The 19423-nt window shown below is 70.5% G+C and carries 19 protein-coding genes and 1 tRNA gene; 13 read left to right on the top strand and 7 right to left on the bottom strand.

Going from position 1 to position 19423, the window contains the following annotated elements:
- Window positions 1-35 precede the first annotated feature (35 nt).
- Window positions 36-1436 carry an MFS transporter gene (locus ACZ5KW_RS03610; protein WP_343778503.1) on the top strand — a complete coding sequence of 467 codons (1401 nt, stop codon included), beginning with the start codon at window positions 36-38 and terminating at the stop codon, window positions 1434-1436.
- A gap of 56 nt (window positions 1437-1492) precedes the next feature.
- On the top strand, window positions 1493-3340 hold the full coding sequence (locus tag ACZ5KW_RS03615) for a histidine kinase N-terminal 7TM domain-containing protein (protein WP_343778501.1): 1848 nt from the start codon (window positions 1493-1495) through the stop codon (window positions 3338-3340).
- A gap of 76 nt (window positions 3341-3416) precedes the next feature.
- On the opposite strand, the gene ACZ5KW_RS03620 is transcribed toward ACZ5KW_RS03615, so the two are convergent.
- The 3 genes from ACZ5KW_RS03620 to ACZ5KW_RS03630 all read right to left on the bottom strand — a co-directional run bounded on the left by ACZ5KW_RS03620 (window position 3417) and on the right by ACZ5KW_RS03630 (window position 6173).
- Window positions 3417-4160: a DNA polymerase sliding clamp gene (locus tag ACZ5KW_RS03620; protein WP_343778499.1), complete on the bottom strand. Its 744-nt coding sequence runs from the start codon at window positions 4158-4160 to the stop codon at window positions 3417-3419.
- 61 nt (window positions 4161-4221) lie between these two features.
- A complete protein-coding gene (locus ACZ5KW_RS03625) occupies window positions 4222-4581 on the bottom strand; it encodes a hypothetical protein (protein WP_343778498.1) in 360 nt (119 codons plus the stop codon).
- A gap of 185 nt (window positions 4582-4766) precedes the next feature.
- Entirely contained in the window at window positions 4767-6173 is a 1407-nt protein-coding gene (locus ACZ5KW_RS03630) for a phosphohexomutase domain-containing protein (RefSeq protein ID WP_343778496.1), read from the bottom strand.
- A gap of 96 nt (window positions 6174-6269) precedes the next feature.
- Between ACZ5KW_RS03630 and ACZ5KW_RS03635 the strand changes: the two genes are divergently transcribed.
- The 4 genes from ACZ5KW_RS03635 to rio1 all read left to right on the top strand — a co-directional run bounded on the left by ACZ5KW_RS03635 (window position 6270) and on the right by rio1 (window position 9022).
- On the top strand, window positions 6270-6824 hold the full coding sequence (locus tag ACZ5KW_RS03635) for an NADPH-dependent FMN reductase (protein ID WP_343778494.1): 555 nt from the start codon (window positions 6270-6272) through the stop codon (window positions 6822-6824).
- A 70-nt stretch (window positions 6825-6894) separates the two neighbouring features.
- Window positions 6895-7266, top strand: a complete 372-nt coding sequence (locus ACZ5KW_RS03640) for a rhodanese-like domain-containing protein (RefSeq protein WP_343778492.1) — start codon at window positions 6895-6897, stop codon at window positions 7264-7266.
- Between the two features lie 126 nt (window positions 7267-7392).
- A complete protein-coding gene (hjc, locus tag ACZ5KW_RS03645; protein WP_343778491.1) occupies window positions 7393-7941 on the top strand; it encodes a Holliday junction resolvase Hjc in 549 nt (182 codons plus the stop codon).
- Between the two features lie 94 nt (window positions 7942-8035).
- The gene (gene rio1 / locus ACZ5KW_RS03650) at window positions 8036-9022 is read left to right on the top strand and encodes a serine/threonine-protein kinase Rio1 (protein ID WP_343778489.1); all 987 of its coding nucleotides are present in this window, start codon (window positions 8036-8038) and stop codon (window positions 9020-9022) included.
- Window positions 9023-9142: 120 nt separating this feature from the next.
- Here rio1 and ACZ5KW_RS03655 read toward each other — a convergent pair whose 3' ends face one another.
- On the bottom strand, window positions 9143-9574 hold the full coding sequence (locus ACZ5KW_RS03655) for a GNAT family N-acetyltransferase (protein WP_343778488.1): 432 nt from the start codon (window positions 9572-9574) through the stop codon (window positions 9143-9145).
- Between the two features lie 161 nt (window positions 9575-9735).
- Between ACZ5KW_RS03655 and ACZ5KW_RS03660 the strand changes: the two genes are divergently transcribed.
- The 3 genes from ACZ5KW_RS03660 to ACZ5KW_RS03670 all read left to right on the top strand — a co-directional run bounded on the left by ACZ5KW_RS03660 (window position 9736) and on the right by ACZ5KW_RS03670 (window position 13477).
- Window positions 9736-10278 carry a KH domain-containing protein gene (locus ACZ5KW_RS03660; protein WP_017343573.1) on the top strand — a complete coding sequence of 181 codons (543 nt, stop codon included), beginning with the start codon at window positions 9736-9738 and terminating at the stop codon, window positions 10276-10278.
- 574 nt (window positions 10279-10852) lie between these two features.
- On the top strand, window positions 10853-12505 hold the full coding sequence (gene thsA / locus ACZ5KW_RS03665; RefSeq protein WP_343778626.1) for a thermosome subunit alpha: 1653 nt from the start codon (window positions 10853-10855) through the stop codon (window positions 12503-12505).
- Window positions 12506-12820: 315 nt separating this feature from the next.
- Complete coding sequence (locus ACZ5KW_RS03670; protein ID WP_343778486.1) at window positions 12821-13477, top strand: lactate utilization protein; 657 nt, start codon at window positions 12821-12823, stop codon at window positions 13475-13477.
- A gap of 621 nt (window positions 13478-14098) precedes the next feature.
- On the opposite strand, the gene ACZ5KW_RS03675 is transcribed toward ACZ5KW_RS03670, so the two are convergent.
- Window positions 14099-14172 (bottom strand) — tRNA-Lys (locus ACZ5KW_RS03675).
- Window positions 14173-14274: 102 nt separating this feature from the next.
- Here ACZ5KW_RS03675 and ACZ5KW_RS03680 point away from each other — a divergent pair.
- Entirely contained in the window at window positions 14275-15594 is a 1320-nt protein-coding gene (locus tag ACZ5KW_RS03680; RefSeq protein ID WP_343778484.1) for a M20/M25/M40 family metallo-hydrolase, read from the top strand.
- An 11-nt stretch (window positions 15595-15605) separates the two neighbouring features.
- On the opposite strand, the gene ACZ5KW_RS03685 is transcribed toward ACZ5KW_RS03680, so the two are convergent.
- The gene (locus ACZ5KW_RS03685; protein WP_343778482.1) at window positions 15606-16262 is read right to left on the bottom strand and encodes a DUF7119 family protein; all 657 of its coding nucleotides are present in this window, start codon (window positions 16260-16262) and stop codon (window positions 15606-15608) included.
- A 94-nt stretch (window positions 16263-16356) separates the two neighbouring features.
- Complete coding sequence (locus ACZ5KW_RS03690; protein WP_343778480.1) at window positions 16357-17052, bottom strand: SdpI family protein; 696 nt, start codon at window positions 17050-17052, stop codon at window positions 16357-16359.
- Between the two features lie 372 nt (window positions 17053-17424).
- Here ACZ5KW_RS03690 and ACZ5KW_RS03695 point away from each other — a divergent pair, with 372 nt between their 5' ends.
- The 3 genes from ACZ5KW_RS03695 to ACZ5KW_RS03705 all read left to right on the top strand — a co-directional run bounded on the left by ACZ5KW_RS03695 (window position 17425) and on the right by ACZ5KW_RS03705 (window position 19410).
- Window positions 17425-18033, top strand: coding sequence for a DUF4397 domain-containing protein (locus ACZ5KW_RS03695; RefSeq protein WP_343778478.1), 609 nt, complete (start codon window positions 17425-17427; stop codon window positions 18031-18033).
- Window positions 18034-18228: 195 nt separating this feature from the next.
- Window positions 18229-19110 carry a tetratricopeptide repeat protein gene (locus ACZ5KW_RS03700; protein ID WP_343778477.1) on the top strand — a complete coding sequence of 294 codons (882 nt, stop codon included), beginning with the start codon at window positions 18229-18231 and terminating at the stop codon, window positions 19108-19110.
- A complete protein-coding gene (locus ACZ5KW_RS03705; protein WP_343778475.1) occupies window positions 19111-19410 on the top strand; it encodes a DUF424 domain-containing protein in 300 nt (99 codons plus the stop codon).
- The last annotated feature ends 13 nt before the right edge of the window (window positions 19411-19423 follow it).

Consider the following 19423-nt stretch of genomic DNA (forward strand, 5'->3'; position numbering starts at 1 on the left):
CGCCCTTTTAAGTTCGAGCGGGGCGTCTCACCACCGTGACACATCCGGAGGCGGGCGCGGCGTCGACCGAGGCCGACGTCGCCGACGCGGTCGACGACGATCGGACCGGCTCGGGCGACGACGCTTCCCGACCCCCCGCCGTCGCCAACCCGCGGCGCGCGCTCGCGGTCGTGATCGGCGTCGTGTTCATCGATCTGGTCGGCTTCGGAATCGTGATCCCGATCTTGCCCTTCTACGTGCGCTCGTTCGGCGTCAGCGACGCCTTCATCGGGCTGCTCGCGGCGTCGTACTCGCTCGCGCAGTTCCTCGCGGCGCCGACGCTCGGTCGGCTCTCCGACCGCATCGGACGCCGGCCCGTCCTGCTCGCGTCGCTCGCGACTGCCGGCGTCGCGTGGGTGACGTTCGGCTACGCCGGCTCGGCGGGGGCGCGCTTCGGCCCCGCCGCGGCGCTGGCGACGCTGTTCGCCTCTCGGACGCTCGCGGGCGCGATGGGCGGGAACATCGCCGCCGCGCAGGCGTACGTCGCCGACATCACGCCCCGGGACCGGCGGGCCGGGGCGCTCGGGCTCGTCGGCGCGTCGTTCGCGCTCGGGTTCGTCTTCGGGCCGGCGATCGGCGGCCTGCTCGCCGCCGACGCCGTGGTCGCCCGGGCGGACGCGCTCTTCCCGGCGTTCATCCCGGCGACGGCGTACTCCCTCCCGAGCTTCGCCGCCGCCGGAATGAGCTTCCTCGCGGTCGGCTTCGGCGCCCGCTTCCTGGAGGAACCGAAGCGGACGCGACCCGCCGCGGAGACGGGGCGACGCACGACAGCGATCGGCCAGTTTCGAGACGCGCTCGCGTCCGCGTCGCTCCGCCCGCTGACGGTCGCGTACTTCGTCGTGGCCGTCGCGTTCGCCGGCGTCCAGGTCATGTTCATCCCGTACGTCGCGGACGCGTTCGGCTACGACGCGACCGCCGCGGCGTTCCTGCTCACCTACATCGGCGTCCTCGGGGCGGTGAACCAGGGCGTCCTCGTCGGGCGGCTCTCCCGGCTCGTCTCGTCGCGGACCCTCGTCGCGGCGGGGTCCGTCGTGCTCGCGGCCGCGCTCGTCGCGATCCCGACGACCGGACTGATCGATCGGGTCGCCGGCGACGTGGCCCTCGGCGGCCCGGAGTGGCTCACGCTCCCCCTCGTCGCGCTGCTCGTCGCGCTCGCCGCGCTCTCGCTCGGGAACGCCCTCGTGAACGTCTCGCTCGCCACGCTCGTCTCGGGGTCGGCCGACGACGCGGACCAGGGCGCCGCCTTCGGCGTGACGCAGGGCGCGTCGAGCCTCGGGCGGAGCGTCGGCCCGCCCGTCATGGCCCTCCTCTACACCGCCTCCGTCGCGTCGCCGTTCCTCGCGGGTGCGCTCCTCCTCGTCCCGGTCGCCGTGGCGTTCCGCCGGTCCGCGGACTGACCTCCGGCGAGCGAGCGCGATACTTTTACCCCGCGGCTCGCCCTCCTGACCGACACATGTTCGACGCCGTTCCCGCGTGGCCCGCCCTCGGCTCGTTCGCGGGCGGCGCGGGCGCGGTCTGGCTCGCGTGGGCGATCCGGGAACGCCGCGGTCGCCCCGGCGTCGACTGGTTCCTCGGGGTGTTCGCCGCGCAGGCGACGTGGTGTTTCTCCTACGCCGCGGGACTCCTCGTGGCCGACCCCGCCCTCCGCGTCCTGTTGGAGACGGCGACGTGGCTCGGGATCGTCTGGACCGGCGTGACGTTCCTCGGCTTCGCGCTGGAGTACACGGGCCGGAGCGACGTCGTCCGGAGTCGCCTGTTCGCGACGATCGCCGGCTTCGGACTCCTCTCGACCGCGCTGCTCGTCACGAACCCGGTCCACGGCGCCTTCTGGACCGACTTCGCTCGCGACCCCGTCTTCGGCGTCGAGACCGTCTCGTACGCGCTCGGCCCGTGGGGGTATCTGGTGGTCGCCGCGGAGACGGTCCTCGTCGCCAGCGCCGTCTTCCTCCTCGTCGACACCCTGCTCAGCTACGGGCCGCTGTACCGTCGGGAGAGCGCCGCCGTCGCGTTGAGCCCGATCCCGCCGGGGTTCGCCTTGGTCGCGTGGGCGCTCGCGCTCGGCCCGGTGCCGCAGCTCCAACTCGCGCCGATCATGTTCGTCCCGCACGTCCTGTTGGACGCGTACGCGTTCGACCGCGCCGAGATGTTCGACCGGAACCCGACGACCAGCCGCGCCGCCGAGCGCACCGCGCTCGACGACCTCGCGGACCCGATCGTCGCGCTCGCGCTCGACCGCCGCGTCGTCCGACTCAACCCCGCGGCCGAGACCCTCCTCGGCGTCGACGCCGCGACCGCCCGCGACCGCCCGCTCGCCGAGTTCCTCGACCTGCCGGTTCAGATCGGCGACGACGCCCCCGACGATCCGGACGCGACGACCGCGGATGCCGCGGACGGCGCAGGCGATGGGACCGCAGACGAGGAGGCCGGTCCCGGCGGCTCCAGGGAGACGGTCGAAATCGACTCGGCGACCGGCGCCGGACGGCGCACGTACGCGGTGTCGGTCTCCCGGTTGACCGACCCGAACGGCACGCACGTCGGGTACACGGTCGTCCTCTCGGACATCACCGAGCGCGAGCGCCGCCGGCAACAGCTCGAAGTCCTCAACCGCATCCTGCGCCACAACCTCCGGAACGACGCCGGCCTCGTCCACGGCTACGGGGAGATCCTCCGAGACCGGCTCGACGACCCCGACCTGGTCGACATGGCGGACGCCATCGAGCGGCGGGCCGGCGCGCTGGCCGCGCTCGGCGAGAAGGCCGGTACCGTCGACCGACTCCTCGCCGAGACCGACCCCGAGCCGACCGACGTTCGCGATTTCGTCGAGGCCGTCGTCGCCGACGCCCGCGAGCGCGACGGCGACGCGACCGTCGAACTCGACCTCGGCGACGCCGCCGCCGACTGGACCACGCGCGTCAGACCCGACGCGCTTCGAGCCGTCGTCGAGAACACCGTCGAGAACGCGATCGACCACCACGACGGCGAGGGGACCGAGCGCGAGGACGGGGGGCCGTGGGTCCGGGCGTCGCTCCGCCGGGACGGGGGCGACGCGGCGGCCGAGACGGGCGGCCGCCGCGACGGCGCGCGGTTCGTCCTCACCGTCGAGGACGACGGCCCCGGCATCCCGGACCACGAGGTCGAGGCCGTCGAGTCCGGCCGGGAGACCGCGCTCGAACACGGCTCCGGGCTGGGGCTGTGGGTCGTCGCGTGGGGCGCCGCCGCGATCGGCGCGGACGTGACCTACGAAGGGCGAGAGCCGCGCGGGACGCGCGTGACGGTGTCGATCCCGATCGTGGACGAGTGAGCCGATCGCAGCTCGTTACCGAGTCGGAGCGCCCGCCGTCTCCGTAGGCTCTGCGAAAAAACAGATATCGGCCGGTTCAGTCGCTCTGGATGCGCGGAGCGAGCATGAAGGTCACGTTACCGAGTCCCTCGGCGAAGCCGTAGTGAAGCTTGACGGGGAACTCCTCGCCGAGTTCGACGGTGACCTCGGCGTCGGAGGGGATCGCCTTGTTCATGTCCTTGAGGTAATCGAGGCTGAACAGCGAGTCGGCGGGACCGGCGGTGAGCGCGATGAGGTCCTCGCGGGCGAGCTCCAAGTCGACGTCGTCGGTGTCGCCCTCGGCCTCGATGAAGAACGCCTCCTCGGCCTCGTCGACGCGGAGGCGGATGTGGTCGGACACCATGTCGGCGGCCTTGATACCGCGGTCGAGCTGGGCGCCCTCGACGACGATCTCGGAGGCGAGGTCGAGGTCGGGGATGTCCGGCTCCTGGCGGATCGAGTCGGGGTCGATGAGCGCGAGGGTGTACGACAGCCCGTCGATCTCGATGTGGAGCTTGCGGGTCTCCTCGTTGAGTTCGAGGTGGATCAGGTCGCCCGAGTTGGCCATGCCGGCGATGTCCTCTAAGCGGGCGAGGTTGACGCCGATGACGCCGCCGTCGGCCTCGTAGGACTCGAACGCCGCGGCCTCCAGCGTGAGGTCGACCATGCCGACGTTGGCGGGGTCGACGGCGCGGATCGAGAGCTCCTCCTCGTTCAGGCGGATCTTACACTCGTCGACCAACACGCTCACCGAATCGAGCGCGTCCTGAAACGTCGACGCGCCCACGATGGCCTTGAACATATACGTTCGGCTAGGGCGGTATCACCTAAAAAGGCACCCGATCGGACCGGCAGTGAAAGGCTCAAAGCGACCGGACGAGACGGGCGACGACGACCGCGAGCGTCACCACGGTTCGCCACAGCCGGATGCGTTCGAGTCGGTGTTCGAGCGGTTCAGACTCGTCCGCGTCCCCGTCGCCGGCCAGCGGCTCCGGCTCGCGGTCATCGGCCTCTCCGCCCGCGCCCGAATCGGGCGGCGGATCGGTGGTTCGATCCGGACCGGTCGCCGGCCCGCGGACCGGGCGCGGCGCGTCCGGCTGTGCTTCGTTCGACTGCTCCGCGTTCTGCTGCTCGTCGCCCGTCTGCTCATCGCTCGGTCGCTCGTCGCTCGACTCTGATTCGGCGTCGTTGCCACTCGGCGTCGGTAGCGGTTCGTCGATCATGGGTCGCTCTCGGCCGGACCTCCGGCCGTACGCGACGGTACGAGGTTAATTCATAAATAAACGAGCCGAACGCAAGGCGGAACTGAAACTCTCGCGCCGTCGGCCCGCAGGTCTGTCGGCGGCGGTCCGGTCGGCCGTCGTCTGCGCGTCGCTCGCTCGCGACCCGGCCGGTCGCCGCTCCGGCGTCAGATCAGCGGTTCGACGAGGTCGCGCCCCGCGGCGAGCAGGTCGTCGACGGCCGCCTCGGAGTCGGCCTCCGCGTACACCCGCAGCTTCGGCTCCGTGCCAGACGGCCGGACGAGCAGCCACGAGCCGTTCTCCAAGAGGAGTTTGAACCCGTCGAGCGTGACGACCTTCGCCACCGCGTGGCCGTCGACGGTCTCCGGGATGTGGTCGTCGAGGTCGTCGAGGACGCCCGCCTTCCGGTCGTCGGGGCAGTCGAGCGACACCTTCCCCGCCGCGATGCGGCCGTGCTCGTCGAGCAGGCGGTTCACCCGCTCGTCGAACGGCTCCGCGGCGTGGGTCGCGGCCGCGAGCAGCGCCATCAACACCCCGTCCTTCTCGCGGACGTGCCCGCGGACGGTGAACCCGCCCGACTCCTCGCCGCCAAACAGCGCGTCGTGGTCGCCCATCGCCTCGGCGACCCACTTGAACCCGACCGGCGTCTCGTACACCGCCTCGCCGTGCGCCTCCGCGATGCGGTCGACGAGGAACGTCGTCGAGACGGTGCGGACCGCCGGCCCGGAGTCGGCTTCGAGGAGCCGGTCGTAGCAGGCGGCGTAGAAGAGGTTGGCGTCGAGGACGCCGCGTTCGGGCGTGACGACCGCGATCCGGTCGGCGTCGCCGTCGTTGGCGATCCCGAGGTCGACCTCGCTTTCCGGGTCGGTGACGCGGTCGGCCAGATCGCCGAGGTGTTCGGCCGAGGGCTCGGGGGAGTCCCCGCCGAAGGTCACGTCGCGGTCACAGCGCAGGCGGACGACCTCCGCGCCGGCCGACTCGAGGAGCGCGTCCGTGACGCCGCGCCCGCTCCCGTGCATCGCGTCGTACGCGACCGTCACCCCGTCGAGGTCGACGTCGTTCCCGTCGACCCCGGCGATCCGGCCGACGATCTGGCGGGCGGCGTCGGCGTGGGCGCTCACGAGGTCGACTCGCGACACGTCGCCGCGCTCGGCCTCGGGGAGCAGGTCAGGCTCCGCGAGTCGGCTCTCGATGTCCTCCGTGACCTCGGGCAGCGCCGGCGCACCGTCGTCGGGGATGAACTTCACGCCGTTGTACTCGGGCGGGTTGTGCGACGCCGTGACCATGCACGCGCCGGCGAGGCCCCGCTCGACGATGGCGTGGGCGATCACCGGCGTCGGCGCGTCGCGCTCCGGGAGGATCACGTCGAAGCCGTTGCCGGCGAGGACCTCCGCGAGGCTCTCGGCGAACCCCTCCGAGGTCTCGCGGGCGTCGTAGCCGACCGCGACCGGTTCGTCGTGGCCCGCCGCCGCGAGGTGATCGGCGACCGCCTGTCCGACGATCCGCACCCGGTCGTCGGTGAACGTGTCGAGGGTGGCCCGCCAGCCGTCCGTGCCGAAGGCAATCTCGTCCATGCGTGCCTCGTCACCGGCCGAGATAATAAGGCCCGGTGCCGCCCGGTCGCCGCTTCGACTCGCCGCGCTTTTGCTACCGGCCCGCGAAGCGGGGCCATGACTCGAATCGTCGCGGTGTCCGGAAGCCGCCGGGCGGCGAGCACGACGCGGGCCGCGCTCCGCGTCGCGCTCTCGGCCGCGGCCGACGTCGGCGCCGAGACCGACCTGATCGACCTCGGGGCGGTCGACCTCCCGCTGTACCACCCGGACGAGGACGCGCAGGGCGACAGCGAGGCGCTGAAACGCCGCGTTCGCGAGGCGGACGGCGTCCTCGCCGGCACGCCCGTCTACCGCGGCTCCTACTCGTCGACGTTCAAGAACTTCCACGACTTCTGCGGCTCCGACGAGTACGCGAACACCGCGGTCGGCCTGCTCGCGACCGCGGGCGGCGGCTCCTACGGCGGCACGCTCGAACACCTCCGGTCGACGTTCCGCAACGTCCACGCGTGGACGGTCCCCCACGAGGTCGGGATCCAGGGCGCCTCCTCGAAGATCGAGACGGGCGCGACAGATCCGAACGCCGGTCCCCGGATCACCGACGAGGACCTCCGCCGCCGCACCGAGCGACTCGGTCGGGTCGTCCTCGAACACGCCGAGCGAATGCGGGAGTGAGGGTGGTGCTGGTCGCCGAGTACCGGCCGCGGTCGGCAGGAATTTCCCTCGTGAGACCGACCCTCCGCCGATGAGTCGCATCCGCCCGGACGAACTGGACGAGCGCCTCGGCACCGACGACGAGCCGTTCCTGCTGGACATCCGCCCCGAGGCGGACTTCGAGGCCGGCGCGATCGACGGGAGCCGGAACGTGCCGGTGTACGACGACCTCCGCGGCGGCGACGACGCCGCGCTCCGCCGCCGGCTCGACGAGGTCCCCGACGACCGCGAGGTCGTCACCGTCTGTAAGATGGGGATCGTCGCCAAGCGCGCGACGCGGATGCTCGACGACGCGGGCTACGAGGCGTCGACGCTCGCCGGCGGGATGAGCGGCTGGAACGGGTACGAGCGCGGGTCGCTCGGCTACCGGATCCGGTCGCTGTGGTGCCGGCTCCGAGGGTGATGCGAGGCGCGAGGGTGACGCGAGAACGCGACTGCGCCGCGCGCATGGAATCGCTCTGCGACCGCGCCCCGCCGACCCGCCGGGCTTTTGCCCGGCTCGCGTCTACGACGCCCATGATCGAACCGGGTGACGACGACCGTGTCCGCTAACCGGAAGGGAGACCGCCGCGAGCGCGAGCTGGTGAACGCCTTGGACGAGGCCGGGTTCGCCGTGATGCGCGCCCCGGCGAGCGGCTCGGCGACGGAGCGGGAGCTCCCCGACGTGCTCGCGGGCGACGGCGAGACGTTCTACGCGATCGAGGCGAAATCGAGCGCGGGCGACCCGATCTACCTCACCGGCGAGGAGGTCGAGGCGCTCCTCTTTTTCGCGCGGAACTTCGGCGCGAAAGCGCGGATCGCGGTGCGGTTCGACCGCGAGGACTGGTACTTCTTCCACCCCGGCGACCTCTACACCACCGACGCCGGCTCGTATCGCGTCAAGAAGGAGAAAGCCCTCGCGGACGGCACCGACTTCCCCGAGTTCGTCGGCGAGACGGAGAAGGTGACGCTCGGGGAGGTCGGCGACGAGGGGGACGACGCGGACTCGACCGACCCGGAAACCGAGGAGCGCCGGACGATACTGGAGGCGGTCCGCGACGGCCACATGCCGGTCGAGGACGCGATGGACGTGCTGTGACGGGCGTTTCGATCGCGCTCGGTCGCCGTCGTCGGGGGGGGGGGGGGGCACGGACCCCCTCGCTTATCCCTCGTGCCGCCGAACCCGGTGACGAATGAGCGAGGACTTCGGTCTGCTCGAACCCGCGGACCAGCCCGGCGACGAGTGGGAACAGCTGGACGTCTCCGACACGGAGGCGGACCGGATCGCCCTCCGACAGGACCGCGAGTTCGACGAGTTCCGCAAGCGGATCAAGGACACGGAGCAGTTCAAGCTGCAGGAGTCGGTGTTCGACGACGCCACGCTTGCGGCGGTGTACAAGCTGGTCCAGGACGGCTACGTCGACGCCTTCGGCGGGCCGGTGTCGACGGGCAAGGAGGCGAGCGTCTTCGAGGCGCTCGGCGGGCAGGCCGGCGAGCGCCCCGAGCCGGGATCGGAGGCCGCGGGGGGCGGTCCCGAGGGCGTCACGCCCGAGCGCGAGGTCGCGGTGAAGGTGTATCGGATCAACTCCTCGAACTTCCGGCAGATGCGCGACTACCTCGAGGGCGACCCGCGCTTCGACGGGATCGCGAGCGACAAGAAGGCGGTCGTGCTGGCGTGGACCCGCAAGGAGTTCGCGAACCTCGAACGAGCGCGGAAGGCCGGCGTCCGGGTGCCCGAACCGATCGCGGTCCAGCGGAACGTCCTCGTGATGGAGCTGGTGGGACACGCCGAAGAGCGCGCCCGGCGGCTCTCGGAGGTCGACGTGGAGAACCCGGAGACCGCCTACGAGGTCGTCCGCGAGTACATGCGCCGGCTCTACGGCGCCGGGCTGATCCACGGCGACCTCTCGGAGTACAACATGATCATCCACGAGGGCGAACTGGTGATAATCGACATGGGGCAGGCGGTGACGGTCCATCATCCCAACGCCGGAGAGTTCCTGAAGCGGGACTGCGAGAACGTGGCGACCTTCTTCACGCGACAGGGGATCGACGTCGACCCCGACGACCTCCGCGCGTACGTGACCGAGCCGGAGCCGGAGCCGGGCGGCGAGCCGGGAGCGGACGGGGAGTCGAGCGCGGGGGCGGACGAGGTGCCGGAAGCGGACGAGCGGGAGTGACTCGGCCGCGGCCCCGACCGCGGGTTCGGGTCAGACCTCGCGGGCGTAAATAGCGGTCGGGTACGTCCCGCCGCCGATCTCGGCCTCGCCCGCGTCCACCCGCTCGAAGCCGCGGGCCTCTTAAAACCGGGCACCGACGTCGTTCTCGGCGAACGCTTCGAGTCGGACGGCCTCCACCCGGTCCGGAACCGCGTCGATCGCGCGGTCGAGCAGCGCCGAACCGATCCCTTCGCCCCACCGATCGGGACGGACGTAGATCGCCTTCACGCCCGCCTCGTCTGCCCCGACGAACGGCTTCGTGTTCTCCGCACCCCAGCGTACGTCGACGAACCCGCAGACGACGCCGTCGTCGACGGCGACGAAGACGACGCCGCGGTCGCCGTCGTCGAGCCGGTCCGTCCAGCTCCGAACGTCCTCAGGGGTCGGATCGACCGTCGTCTCGTCGAGGACCGCCTCGGGGAGGATCTCGTCGTAGGCCGCCCGCCACGCCAGCCCGTGGACCCGGATCGACTCCTCGATGTCCGTCTCGTCGGTCGGTCGACGAACTTCCATGGTCCGAGTCGGACGCTTTCCGGTAAATACGCTCGGCAGGTGTGAGAAACGTTGTCTCGCGTCGTGTTCGACCGCGTCCACCGCGCTACGGGCGCGTTACCGCCTCCCGCGGTCGTCGTCACCGGAACACGCTTAAAAGGCTCCGCCGGGTACTCCGTCGTATGCAACACGTGACGGTTCCGCAGGACCGGATCGGCGTCGTCATCGGCGCCGGCGGCGAGACGATGCGGGAGATCGAAGAGCGGGCGAACGTGCGGCTCGACATCGACTCGGAGTCGGGGAGCGTCGCCATCGAGGAGCGCGACGACCCCGTCGCGGCGATGGTCGCACCGGACATCATCAAAGCGATAGGCCGCGGCTTCAAGCCGGAGACGGCGCTGTCGATCCTCGACCACGACCTCCGGACGCTCGACCTGATCGACCTCTCGGAGCACACCCGCAACGACAACGACCTCCAGCGCAAGAAGGGCCGGATCATCGGTGAGAACGGTCGCACGCGCGAACTGATCGAGGAACTGTCGGGCGCGAACGTCGTCGTCTACGGCTCGACCGTGGGCGCCGTCGGCCAGCCCGAGGAGCTCGAAGTGGTCCGCCGAGCGGTCGGGATGCTGCTCGACGGCGCCCCGCACGGCGCGGTGTACTCCTACTTAGAGCGGATGTCGAACGAGCTCGACGACGACGTGAGCTTCAACGCGCCGCAGTAATCGGTATCCGGTGTCAGCGTCGCCGATCGGTTCTGTTTCCTTCCGACTGATTTCGCTGCGACGGTTTCCGGCGGCCCGGTCGATCGCGTATAAACTGCTGACAGCGGATCGACAGCGACCACCGCCAAAGCCCCAGTCGTGAGGCGGGCGCACGCTCGCCGCGCTCCTCGCTCGCGCTGCTCGCTGCGGTGCTCGCGTCGCCTGCGCCCGCCTCACGACTGCCCCTTTGAATCCCGCCCCACACCGCACAGCACCGCAGCCTCACGCCTCCCCAACCTCGTTGCTCGCTTCGTCGCCGGCGCGTAGCGCCGGCTGCCGGAGGGACCTCCGGTCCCTCGCGACTCGCGGCCTAGCGGCCGCTCGCAGGCACGCGCCACCGCGGTCTGTTTATAAGCGACCAACGGCCGATAGTTGATCTGGAGTTCTATATAAAGGGCTGTGTGAACGCACCGCACACCAGCCGTTACTCCCCCACCGTGTTGCGGTTCCGCACGACCCGAGCGGAAGGTTTATATAGAATCACAAACAATCAATGGTTGTAATGTCACAGCGCCAGCGGATGGGCAATCAGCCCATGATCGTACTTTCCGAGGAGTCGCAGCGAACATCCGGAAAGGACGCTCAGAACATGAATATCACGGCCGGCAAGGCGGTCGCGGAGTCCGTCCGCACCACGCTCGGCCCGAAAGGGATGGACAAGATGCTCGTCGACTCCGGCGGGTCCGTCGTCGTCACGAACGACGGCGTCACCATCCTGAAGGAGATGGACATCGACCACCCGGCGGCCAACATGATCGTCGAGGTCTCCGAGACGCAGGAGGAGGAGGTCGGCGACGGCACCACCTCCGCGGTCGTGGTCGCCGGTGAGCTCCTCGATCAGGCCGAGGAGCTCCTCGATCAGGACATCCACGCGACGACCCTCGCGCAGGGGTACCGTCAGGCCGCCGAGAAGGCCAAGGAGATCCTCGACGAGGAGGCCATCGACGTCTCCGCGGACGACCGCGACACGCTCGTCGAGATCGCCGAGACGGCGATGACGGGCAAGGGCGCCGAGAACTCCAAGGACCTCCTCGCCGAGCTCGTCGTCGACGCCGTCCTCGCGGTCCGGGACGACGACGGCATCGACACGGAGAACGTCTCCGTCGAGAAGGTCGTCGGCAGCTCCATCGACGAGTCGGAGCTCGTCGAGGGCGTCATCGTCGACAAGGAGCGCGTCGACGAGAACATGCCCTTCGCGGTCGAGGACGCCGACGTCGCGCTGTTCGACGGCGCCATCGAGGTGAAGGAGACGGAGATCGACGCCGAGGTCAACGTCACGGACCCCGACCAGCTCCAGCAGTTCCTCGACCAGGAGGAGGAGCAGCTCCGCGAGATGGTCGACCACCTCACCGACATCGGCGCCGACGTCGTCTTCGTCGGTGACGGCATCGACGACATGGCGCAGCACTACCTCGCGCAGGAGGGCATCCTCGCCGTCCGCCGCGCGAAGTCCGGCGACCTCAAACGCCTCGCCCGCGCGACCGGCGGCCGCGTCGTCTCCAACCTCGACGACATCGAGTCCGACGACCTCGGCTTCGCCGGCTCCGTCGCCCAGAAGGACATCGGCGGCGACGAGCGCATCTTCGTCGAGGACGTCGAGGAGGCGAAGTCCGTCACGCTCATCCTCCGCGGCGGCACCGAACACGTCGTCGACGAGGTCGAGCGCGCCATCGACGACTCGCTCGGCGTCGTCCGCACGACGCTGCTCGACGGGAAGGTGCTGCCCGGCGGCGGCGCCCCCGAGGCCGAGCTGGCGCTGCAGCTCCGCGACTTCGCCGACTCCGTCGGCGGCCGCGAGCAGCTCGCCGTCGAGGCGTTCGCCGACGCCTTAGAAGTCGTCCCGCGCACCCTCGCCGAGAACGCGGGTCTCGACCCCATCGACTCGCTGGTCGACCTCCGCTCCCGCCACGACGGCGGCGAGTTCGGCGCCGGTCTCGACGCCTACACGGGCGACGTGATCGACATGGAGGCCGAGGGCGTCGTGGAGCCGCTCCGCGTCAAGACCCAGGCCATCGAGTCCGCCACCGAGGCGGCCGTCATGATCCTCCGCATCGACGACGTCATTGCGGCCGGCGACCTCAAAGGCGGCGGCACCGACGACGGCGGCGACGACGGCGGCCCCGGCGGCGCGCCCGGCGGCATGGGCGGCGGCATGGGCGGCATGGGCGGCATGGGCGGCGCGATGTAAGCGTCCGATAGGACAACTACACCACCCACGCCGACCGCAGTCGCCTCACCGCACCGTCCGCAGACCGACCGTCGTGCGCCCGCCTTCGGGCCCCGACGACATGCGACTTTTATCGACGACTCAGTCGCCGAGCGTTCCGCTCGTCGTTCGACCCGAGCGTCCCGGCCGCCTCCGACCACGTGCCGCGTCACTGTTCCCCACATTCGCCTCGTACGACAGGAGGGTAACACCGGCGTAACCACTGGACGGCGGTGTCCGCGAGCGATTAAGTGACTCCCGACCCTCCTATCCTTCGACGAGGTTCTCACGTTCACCATGCCACAGCAGAAAGCCGACTACGCGGACGACGCCGAGATCGACGCGGAACTGGACGAACTTCCCGACGACGAGACCGTCGAGGAGACGGTCGCGAAGCTAGAGGAGCGCGGCTTCGACGTGATCGTCGTCGACGACGCCGAGGAGGCGTTAGAGACCGTGAAAGCCCAGATCCCCGCGAGCGTCTCCGTGATGAACGGTCATTCGACCACGCTCGAAGAGATCGGCTTCGACGAGTTCCTCAGTGAGGGCGACCACGAGTGGGAGAGCCTGCCGGACCAGATATGGGGCATCGACGACGACGCGGAGCGACAGACCGCGCGGCGGGAGTCGCAGACGGCGGACTACTTCCTCGGCGGCATCAACGCGGTCGCGCAGACCGGCGAGCTCGTCGCCGCCGACCTCTCCGGGAGCCGGATCGGCGCGTACCCGTTCGCCGCGGGCAACGTCGTCATCGTCACCGGGATCAACAAGATCGTTCCGACGCTCTCGGACGCCTTCGACCGCCTGGAGTCGGTCGCGTATCCGCTGGAGAACGAGCGCGCACAGGAGGCGTACGGCGTCGAATCCGCCATCGCCAAACAGCTCGTCTACCGCCGCGAGACCGAGGAGGGCCGGACGACGATCGTCCTCGTGCGCGAGCAGCTCGGCTACTGAAGCCGGCTCACCGCGGCGACGCGGCACGTTTCTCCCGGTTTCGACGCTCGTGAGCCGCCGCTCGCGGGTTTGCTCGCGGCGGTACAGCGGGCCGGGAGGGATCCGCGCGAGCGGAGCGAGCGTGGGCCAGTCGCGCCCGTTCGCCTCACTTCGCTCGCTCACCTCCCGCTCCCTGATTCGAATCCCGCCTTTCGCACAGCACCGCCGCTCGCGGTTTTGCTCGCGGCGGTACAGCGGGCCGGGAGGGATTCGAACCGTGTGGAGACGTGCTCGCTCACTCCGTTCGCTGCGCGCGACTCCTCGGGTTCGAATCCCTCTCTTTTCGACGGCCTCGCGGCTCGCGGAGTGCTCGCCGCGAGGGGTACGGGCCGGGAGGGATTCGAACCACGGTCGCCTTCGTTCGCTCGCTGCGCTCGCTCACTTCCCGCTCCCTGATTCGAATCCCGCCCTTCGCACAGCACCGCCGCTCGCGGTTTTGCTCGCGGCGGTACAGCGGGCCGGGAGGGATTCGAACCACGCCCAGACGTGCTCGTTCGCTTCGCTCACTCCGCGCGACTGGCCTCTCCGAATCCCTCCCGACCGGTTCACTCGACGGTTCGCGTTGCTCACCGTCTCACTGTACGGGCCGGGAGGGATTCGAACCCCCGACCGTCCGGTTAAAAGCCGGACGCTCTCCCTAACTGAGCTACCGGCCCAGACGAATCGCTGTACGGCCAGCCGACGGATAAACGTTTAGAACCGCGATAGCCGCCGGCCCGACCCGAAAGGGTTTCCGACCCCCCGTCGTCGCCGCGAGCATGGTGTTCGACATGCGCGCCTTCGCCGCCGATCTCTGCCGGTATCGCTCGACCGCCGGCGAGGAGGCGGCCGCGGCCGCGTTCGTCGCGGACCGACTCGACGACCTCGGCTTCGAGACGTACGCCTGGGACGCCGACGCCTCTGTCCTCGCCGACCACCCCTCCTTCCCCGACGACCTCGACGCCGCGGCCGTCGAGGGGCGGCGGAGCGTCGCGGGCGTCCTCGAACTGGGCGTCGGAGACGCCGCCGATTCCCGCGGAGTCGACGGGGACGGCGACCCGACGCCGACGCTGGTCTTGAACGGCCACCTCGACGTGGTTCCCGCCGAGCCGACCGAGTGGTCGAGCGATCCCTTCGAGCCGGTCTGGGGGGCGGACGCGGCCGGCGAGACGCTCACCGCCCGCGGCGCGGCCGACATGAAGTCCGGGATCGCGGCCTGTATCGGCGCCGCCGTCGACCTCCGAGCGCGGGTCGTTGACGGCTCCGTCGCGCTTCCCGCGTCGGGGCTTCGCCTGGTGGTCGAGGCCGTCGCCGGCGAGGAGGACGGGGGCTACGGCGCGGCGACCGCCGCGCTCGCGAACCCGTACCCCTTCGAGCGCGACGCGGCGATCGTCGCGGAGCCGACCGAGTTGCGTCCCGTCGTCGCCTCCGAGGGGTCGTTCATGGCCCGACTGGAGATCGAAGGCCGGAGCGCGCACGCGGCCACGCGGTGGCGGGGCGAGGACGTCCTCCCGCGGTTCGAGGCCGTGCGGGAGGCGTTCGCCGACCTAGAGCGAGAGCGCACCGAATCGGTCGCCCACCCGCTCTACGACGAGTTTCCGGTCCCGTGGCCCGTCGTCTGCGGGCGCGTCGAGGCGGGGTCGTGGGCGTCGACGGTCCCGGCGACGCTCACCGCCGAGTTCCGGATCGGCGTGGCCCCAGGCGAGACCGTCGCCGAGGTCGAGTCGACGTTCCGCGAGCGGCTGGGGTCGGTGGTCGCCGACGACCCGTGGCTGTGCGACCACCCGCCGCGGTTCGAGCGGTTCTCCGTCCAGTTCGAGCCCGCGGAGATCGCCGTCGACGAGCCGGTCGTCGAGGCGGTGCGGGCGGGGATCGTCAAGGCCGGCATCCCGGACGCCGAGCCGCGCGGCGCGACGTACGGTGCCGACTCGCGCCACTACGTCGGAGCCGGAATCCCGGCGGTGCTGTTCGGTCCCGGCACCATCGACGAGGCGCACTACCCGGACGAGACGATCGCGTGGGAAGAAGTCGAGCGGGCGAGAGAAGCGATCGCCGCCGCCGCGGTGCGGTTCGCGAGCGACCGCGCGGACGACTCGTAGCCGACCCCGGGTTACTCGTCGAGGTACGCGTCGACCGCGTCGGCGACGAGCGTCCCCGGATCGACGTTCTCCATCGACGCGCGGCGGCGCAGTTCGACGTACGTCTCCGGCGGGAGCCGAAGTTGGAGCCGGCCGAGTTCGACGCCCGCGTCGCGGACGGCGGTCTCGATGTCGGCCCCGTCGTTGACCGCTGAGGCGACCGCGCGCACCTCTCTGACCGTGAGGTCGCCGTCGATCGCCGCCCACGCGAGCAGGTATCGGTCTCTCCCGCCCAGCCGCGCGACGTGCTTCGCGGCGCTCGGTGCGATCCGGCCGTTGGCGACCTGTCGACGGATCGCCTGCGGGAGGTCGTGGACCCGCGCCCACTTCCGGATGAACGCGACGGAGACGCCGTCGCCCGCCCGTTCCGCCGCGTCCTTGTACGACCCCACGCCGCGGACGAGCGCCGCGCAGGCGGCGGCGCCGCGTAACATTAAGACGTTGTCGTCGTCGCCCACGCCGCCGGCCGCGAACCGGGCCACCGTCTCGGCCGCCTCCGCGACGCTCTCGGGGTCGTTCGGGTCGAAGCCCACCGCCTCCGCGGCCCGGTCGCCGGTCACCGCCGGGTCCGACCGGACGACGGGCTCGCCGACGGGAGACCGTCGGTCCGCGCGTGACTCCTCGGTCATACCAACACCTTCGGGGCCGCGGATATAAACGCCGGGCACCGGGGCCGTACTCGCCCGAACGCCGGACGACCGTCGCCGGTCGCTCTCGCTCCGTTCACTTCGCAGTCCGACCGACCTCGTCGCCCGCGTCGGTCTCCCGTTCGCCTCGCGCGTACAGGACGTACGAGTAGGCCACCGTGATCGCGGCGGTCGCGAGCGCCGGGCCGACGAGGAAGTACACCGCGTACTCGCCGGAAAAGAGGCCGACGACGGCGATCAGCGCCGACAGCTTGAACAGTCGGGCGCCGAGCGCGTGGGTGCGGTCCCAGACCGCGTCGTCGCTGAGCGTCCACGGCGTCCGAACCCCGAGGAACCAGTTCGGCTCGACGTGCGGGAGCACCGTTCCGACGTAGTAGAACAGCGCGGCCGACCCCGCCACCGCGAGCGTCGTCACGTCGACCGGGTACCCGAGGTTGAACGCGAGGACGGCGAGATGGACGGCGGTGAGAAACGCCGTGAACACGACGACGAACCGGTCGTAGTGGACCCGGAACGCGGCGACGTTCTCGCCGAGTGGGTCGATCCGCGGAAGCACCGCGAACAGGCCGAGCAGCGCCGCGCCGAGTCCCGGCACGAGCCACATGCCGACCGTCCGGGAGAGCGTTCCAGTCGGCTCGCCGGCGCCGTTCCACGTCGTCACCATTCGCTCCGGAAGGTCCGGTGCGGTCGCGAGACTGGCGGCGGCGCCGACGGCGACGAGGAGGGCCGCGACGCCGAACCGGAGTCGCGTCGAGAGTCGGAGACCTGTCATCGACCGAACGTCTGCGCCCCGAACTGATAAAACTACGGCACCGATCTGACGTTCTGGGCTCTGAGAACCGCGTTCGTCCGTGATAGAGTCGTTCCGCCCGCGATAGGTCGCAGAAGTTTCTTGATTCAGATAGGAATCGCGACCGAACGACCGTTCGTCGAACGTGCGTCCCGTGACACACGCGCGGAATCGCGAAGGAATGTCGAGACCGAGAACGCAGTATTCGACGTTATATGGGCCCCTAAGTCCCTTCTACGCGTTCGCTCTCGTCGAAACGGCGCGGCCGACGGCGGCGTTCGCCCCGCTATCGCGCAGTGCTATCTAACATCTCACTATCCTTATATACTCAGCTGTCCTACTGTACTGTACATCATGATCACTCAGCTTCGTATCGGCCACTTCTCCCCTGACGCACCCGCGGTAGACATCCGTATCGACGGCGACTCGCTCCTCGAGGGCGTCTCCTTCGGCACACTCGGCGAGTACATGGACGTCGACGCCGGCTCCTACGACGTCGACATCGTTCCCGCCACGGGCGGCGACGCGGTCCTCTCCGCCACGCTCGACGTCGCCGACGGCGAGAGCTACACCGTCCTGGCGATCAACGCCCTCGCCGACATCGAGGCGCTCGTCATGACCGACGACCGCTCCACCGTCGACGCCGGCGACGCACGCATTCGGTTCGTCCACACGGTCCCGGACGCCCCCGCGGTCGACGTCATGGCCGGCGGATCGACCCTCTTCGAGCACGTCGCGTTCGGCGACAGTTCGTTCGCGACGGTCGGTGCCGACGCCTACGACATCGACGTCCGCCCGACCGGCTCGGAGGACAGCGTCCTCCGCCTCTCGGACGTCGACTTCGACGGCGCGACGTCTTACACCGTGTTCGCGACCGGGATGCTCGGCGACGACAGCCTCGACGCCACGCTCGTGGCCGACCCCGTCACCCCCGACTCCGACGACCGCACCATCGCGGCCTGATACGCCGCGCGGCGGCCGTCCGACCTAGAACGTGCGACGCGTGCCCGTCTCGGGCACGCCGATACGCTCCGATTTTCCCGCTCACCACGCGCTCCCGGCGACGGCGACCCCGACCTGCCGCCCCGCCGTGAGAACCGTCCACGATGCGTGCGGTGCGACGCAACCCTTACGCGTCGTGGCCGCTAAATCGATGGTATGACCGACGAACGCGACGACGACGGCCACGAGTTCTCCTCGGGGCAGGGCGTCGACGCCGACTACGACGCGTTCACGCTGGAGCCGCCGGAGCTCGGCGAGGACCCGAGCCGCGTCGACCCCGTCGACTCGCGCGCGCTGACCGACGAGCTGGACCGACGGAACATCGGCAGCGAGGACGTCGACGTCGAGCAGCTCGTCGACGTCGGCCTCTCGTACATGGGAATCAACCGCTTCGAGGAGGCCACTGAGACCTTCGAACGCGCCGCCCGCTTCGCCGACGAGGACTCGCTGGAGGCACAGGAGGCGTGGGTGAACAAGGGCGCCGCCCACGCCCAGTTAGAGGAGTTCGATCAGGCAATCGGCGCCTACAAGGAGGCGCTGCGCATCGACGAGGACTCCGAACATGCCGCGACCGCCGAGACCAACCTCGCGTACGCGCTCTGGGAGTCCGGTCAGGGCGAGCAGGCGCTCGAACACGCCGAGCGCGCGGTGGAGACGGACCCGCGCTTCGCCGAAGCCTGGTACAACCGCGGCTTCCTCCTCGTCGAGCGCGGCCTCGCGGAGGACGCCGTCACCTGCTTCGACAACGCGATCCGCCTCGGCTACCGCGACGCGGGCGTGTTAGAGGAGAAGGCGCGGGCCCTCGAGGAGGCCGGCGAACACGAGCAGGCCGAGGAGGTCGCCGACCGCGCCGAGGAGATCCGGCGCGAGACCGAAGGCGAGATGATCGAAGAGCAGACCGGGCAGGCGCCCGGTCGAGGCGGTCGACCGCAGGGCGGGCAACCCGGAGCGGGCGGCCGCGGTGCGGGCGGTCGCGACGGGGGCGACGCCGCGGGCCCCGAACGCGAGCTGCAAGGCGAGGGTCCCGAGGGCTTTTAGATGCTGTTGCGCGAGCGCGAGACCGCCGAGGGTCGGCTCGTCTCCGTCTGTGACCCCGACTGCCTCGGCGAGACCTACGAGGACGGCCCCGTGACGCTCACCGTGAGCGAGGAGTTCTACGGCGGGGACGACGCCGTCGAGGCGACCCGCGATGAGGTCATCGACGGGCTCCAGCGCGCGCAGGTGGCGAACATCGTCGGCACCGAATCTGTCGGCGTCGCCGTCGAGGCCGGGCTCGTCGACGAGGAGACGGTCCTGGAGTTCGAGGAGACGCGACACGCGCAACTGCTCTGGCTGTGAGCGTTCTCCGGGA

This window comes from Halorubrum ejinorense, from assembly GCF_055389685.1.

Coding starts and splice junctions, on each gene's coding strand:
- ACZ5KW_RS03700 (WP_343778477.1), top strand. CDS start 18,229: ATGACCGACGAACGCGACGACGACGGCCACGAGTTCTCCTCGGGGCAG.
- ACZ5KW_RS03670 (WP_343778486.1), top strand. CDS start 12,821: ATGCCACAGCAGAAAGCCGACTACGCGGACGACGCCGAGATCGACGCG.
- ACZ5KW_RS03640 (WP_343778492.1), top strand. CDS start 6,895: ATGAGTCGCATCCGCCCGGACGAACTGGACGAGCGCCTCGGCACCGAC.
- ACZ5KW_RS03690 (WP_343778480.1), bottom strand. CDS start 17,052: ATGACAGGTCTCCGACTCTCGACGCGACTCCGGTTCGGCGTCGCGGCC.
- ACZ5KW_RS03655 (WP_343778488.1), bottom strand. CDS start 9,574: ATGGAAGTTCGTCGACCGACCGACGAGACGGACATCGAGGAGTCGATC.
- ACZ5KW_RS03660 (WP_017343573.1), top strand. CDS start 9,736: ATGCAACACGTGACGGTTCCGCAGGACCGGATCGGCGTCGTCATCGGC.
- ACZ5KW_RS03635 (WP_343778494.1), top strand. CDS start 6,270: ATGACTCGAATCGTCGCGGTGTCCGGAAGCCGCCGGGCGGCGAGCACG.
- thsA (WP_343778626.1), top strand. CDS start 10,853: ATGATCGTACTTTCCGAGGAGTCGCAGCGAACATCCGGAAAGGACGCT.
- ACZ5KW_RS03685 (WP_343778482.1), bottom strand. CDS start 16,262: ATGACCGAGGAGTCACGCGCGGACCGACGGTCTCCCGTCGGCGAGCCC.
- ACZ5KW_RS03630 (WP_343778496.1), bottom strand. CDS start 6,173: ATGGACGAGATTGCCTTCGGCACGGACGGCTGGCGGGCCACCCTCGAC.
- ACZ5KW_RS03620 (WP_343778499.1), bottom strand. CDS start 4,160: ATGTTCAAGGCCATCGTGGGCGCGTCGACGTTTCAGGACGCGCTCGAT.
- ACZ5KW_RS03615 (WP_343778501.1), top strand. CDS start 1,493: ATGTTCGACGCCGTTCCCGCGTGGCCCGCCCTCGGCTCGTTCGCGGGC.
- rio1 (WP_343778489.1), top strand. CDS start 8,036: ATGAGCGAGGACTTCGGTCTGCTCGAACCCGCGGACCAGCCCGGCGAC.
- ACZ5KW_RS03625 (WP_343778498.1), bottom strand. CDS start 4,581: ATGATCGACGAACCGCTACCGACGCCGAGTGGCAACGACGCCGAATCA.
- ACZ5KW_RS03680 (WP_343778484.1), top strand. CDS start 14,275: ATGGTGTTCGACATGCGCGCCTTCGCCGCCGATCTCTGCCGGTATCGC.
- ACZ5KW_RS03705 (WP_343778475.1), top strand. CDS start 19,111: ATGCTGTTGCGCGAGCGCGAGACCGCCGAGGGTCGGCTCGTCTCCGTC.
- ACZ5KW_RS03695 (WP_343778478.1), top strand. CDS start 17,425: ATGATCACTCAGCTTCGTATCGGCCACTTCTCCCCTGACGCACCCGCG.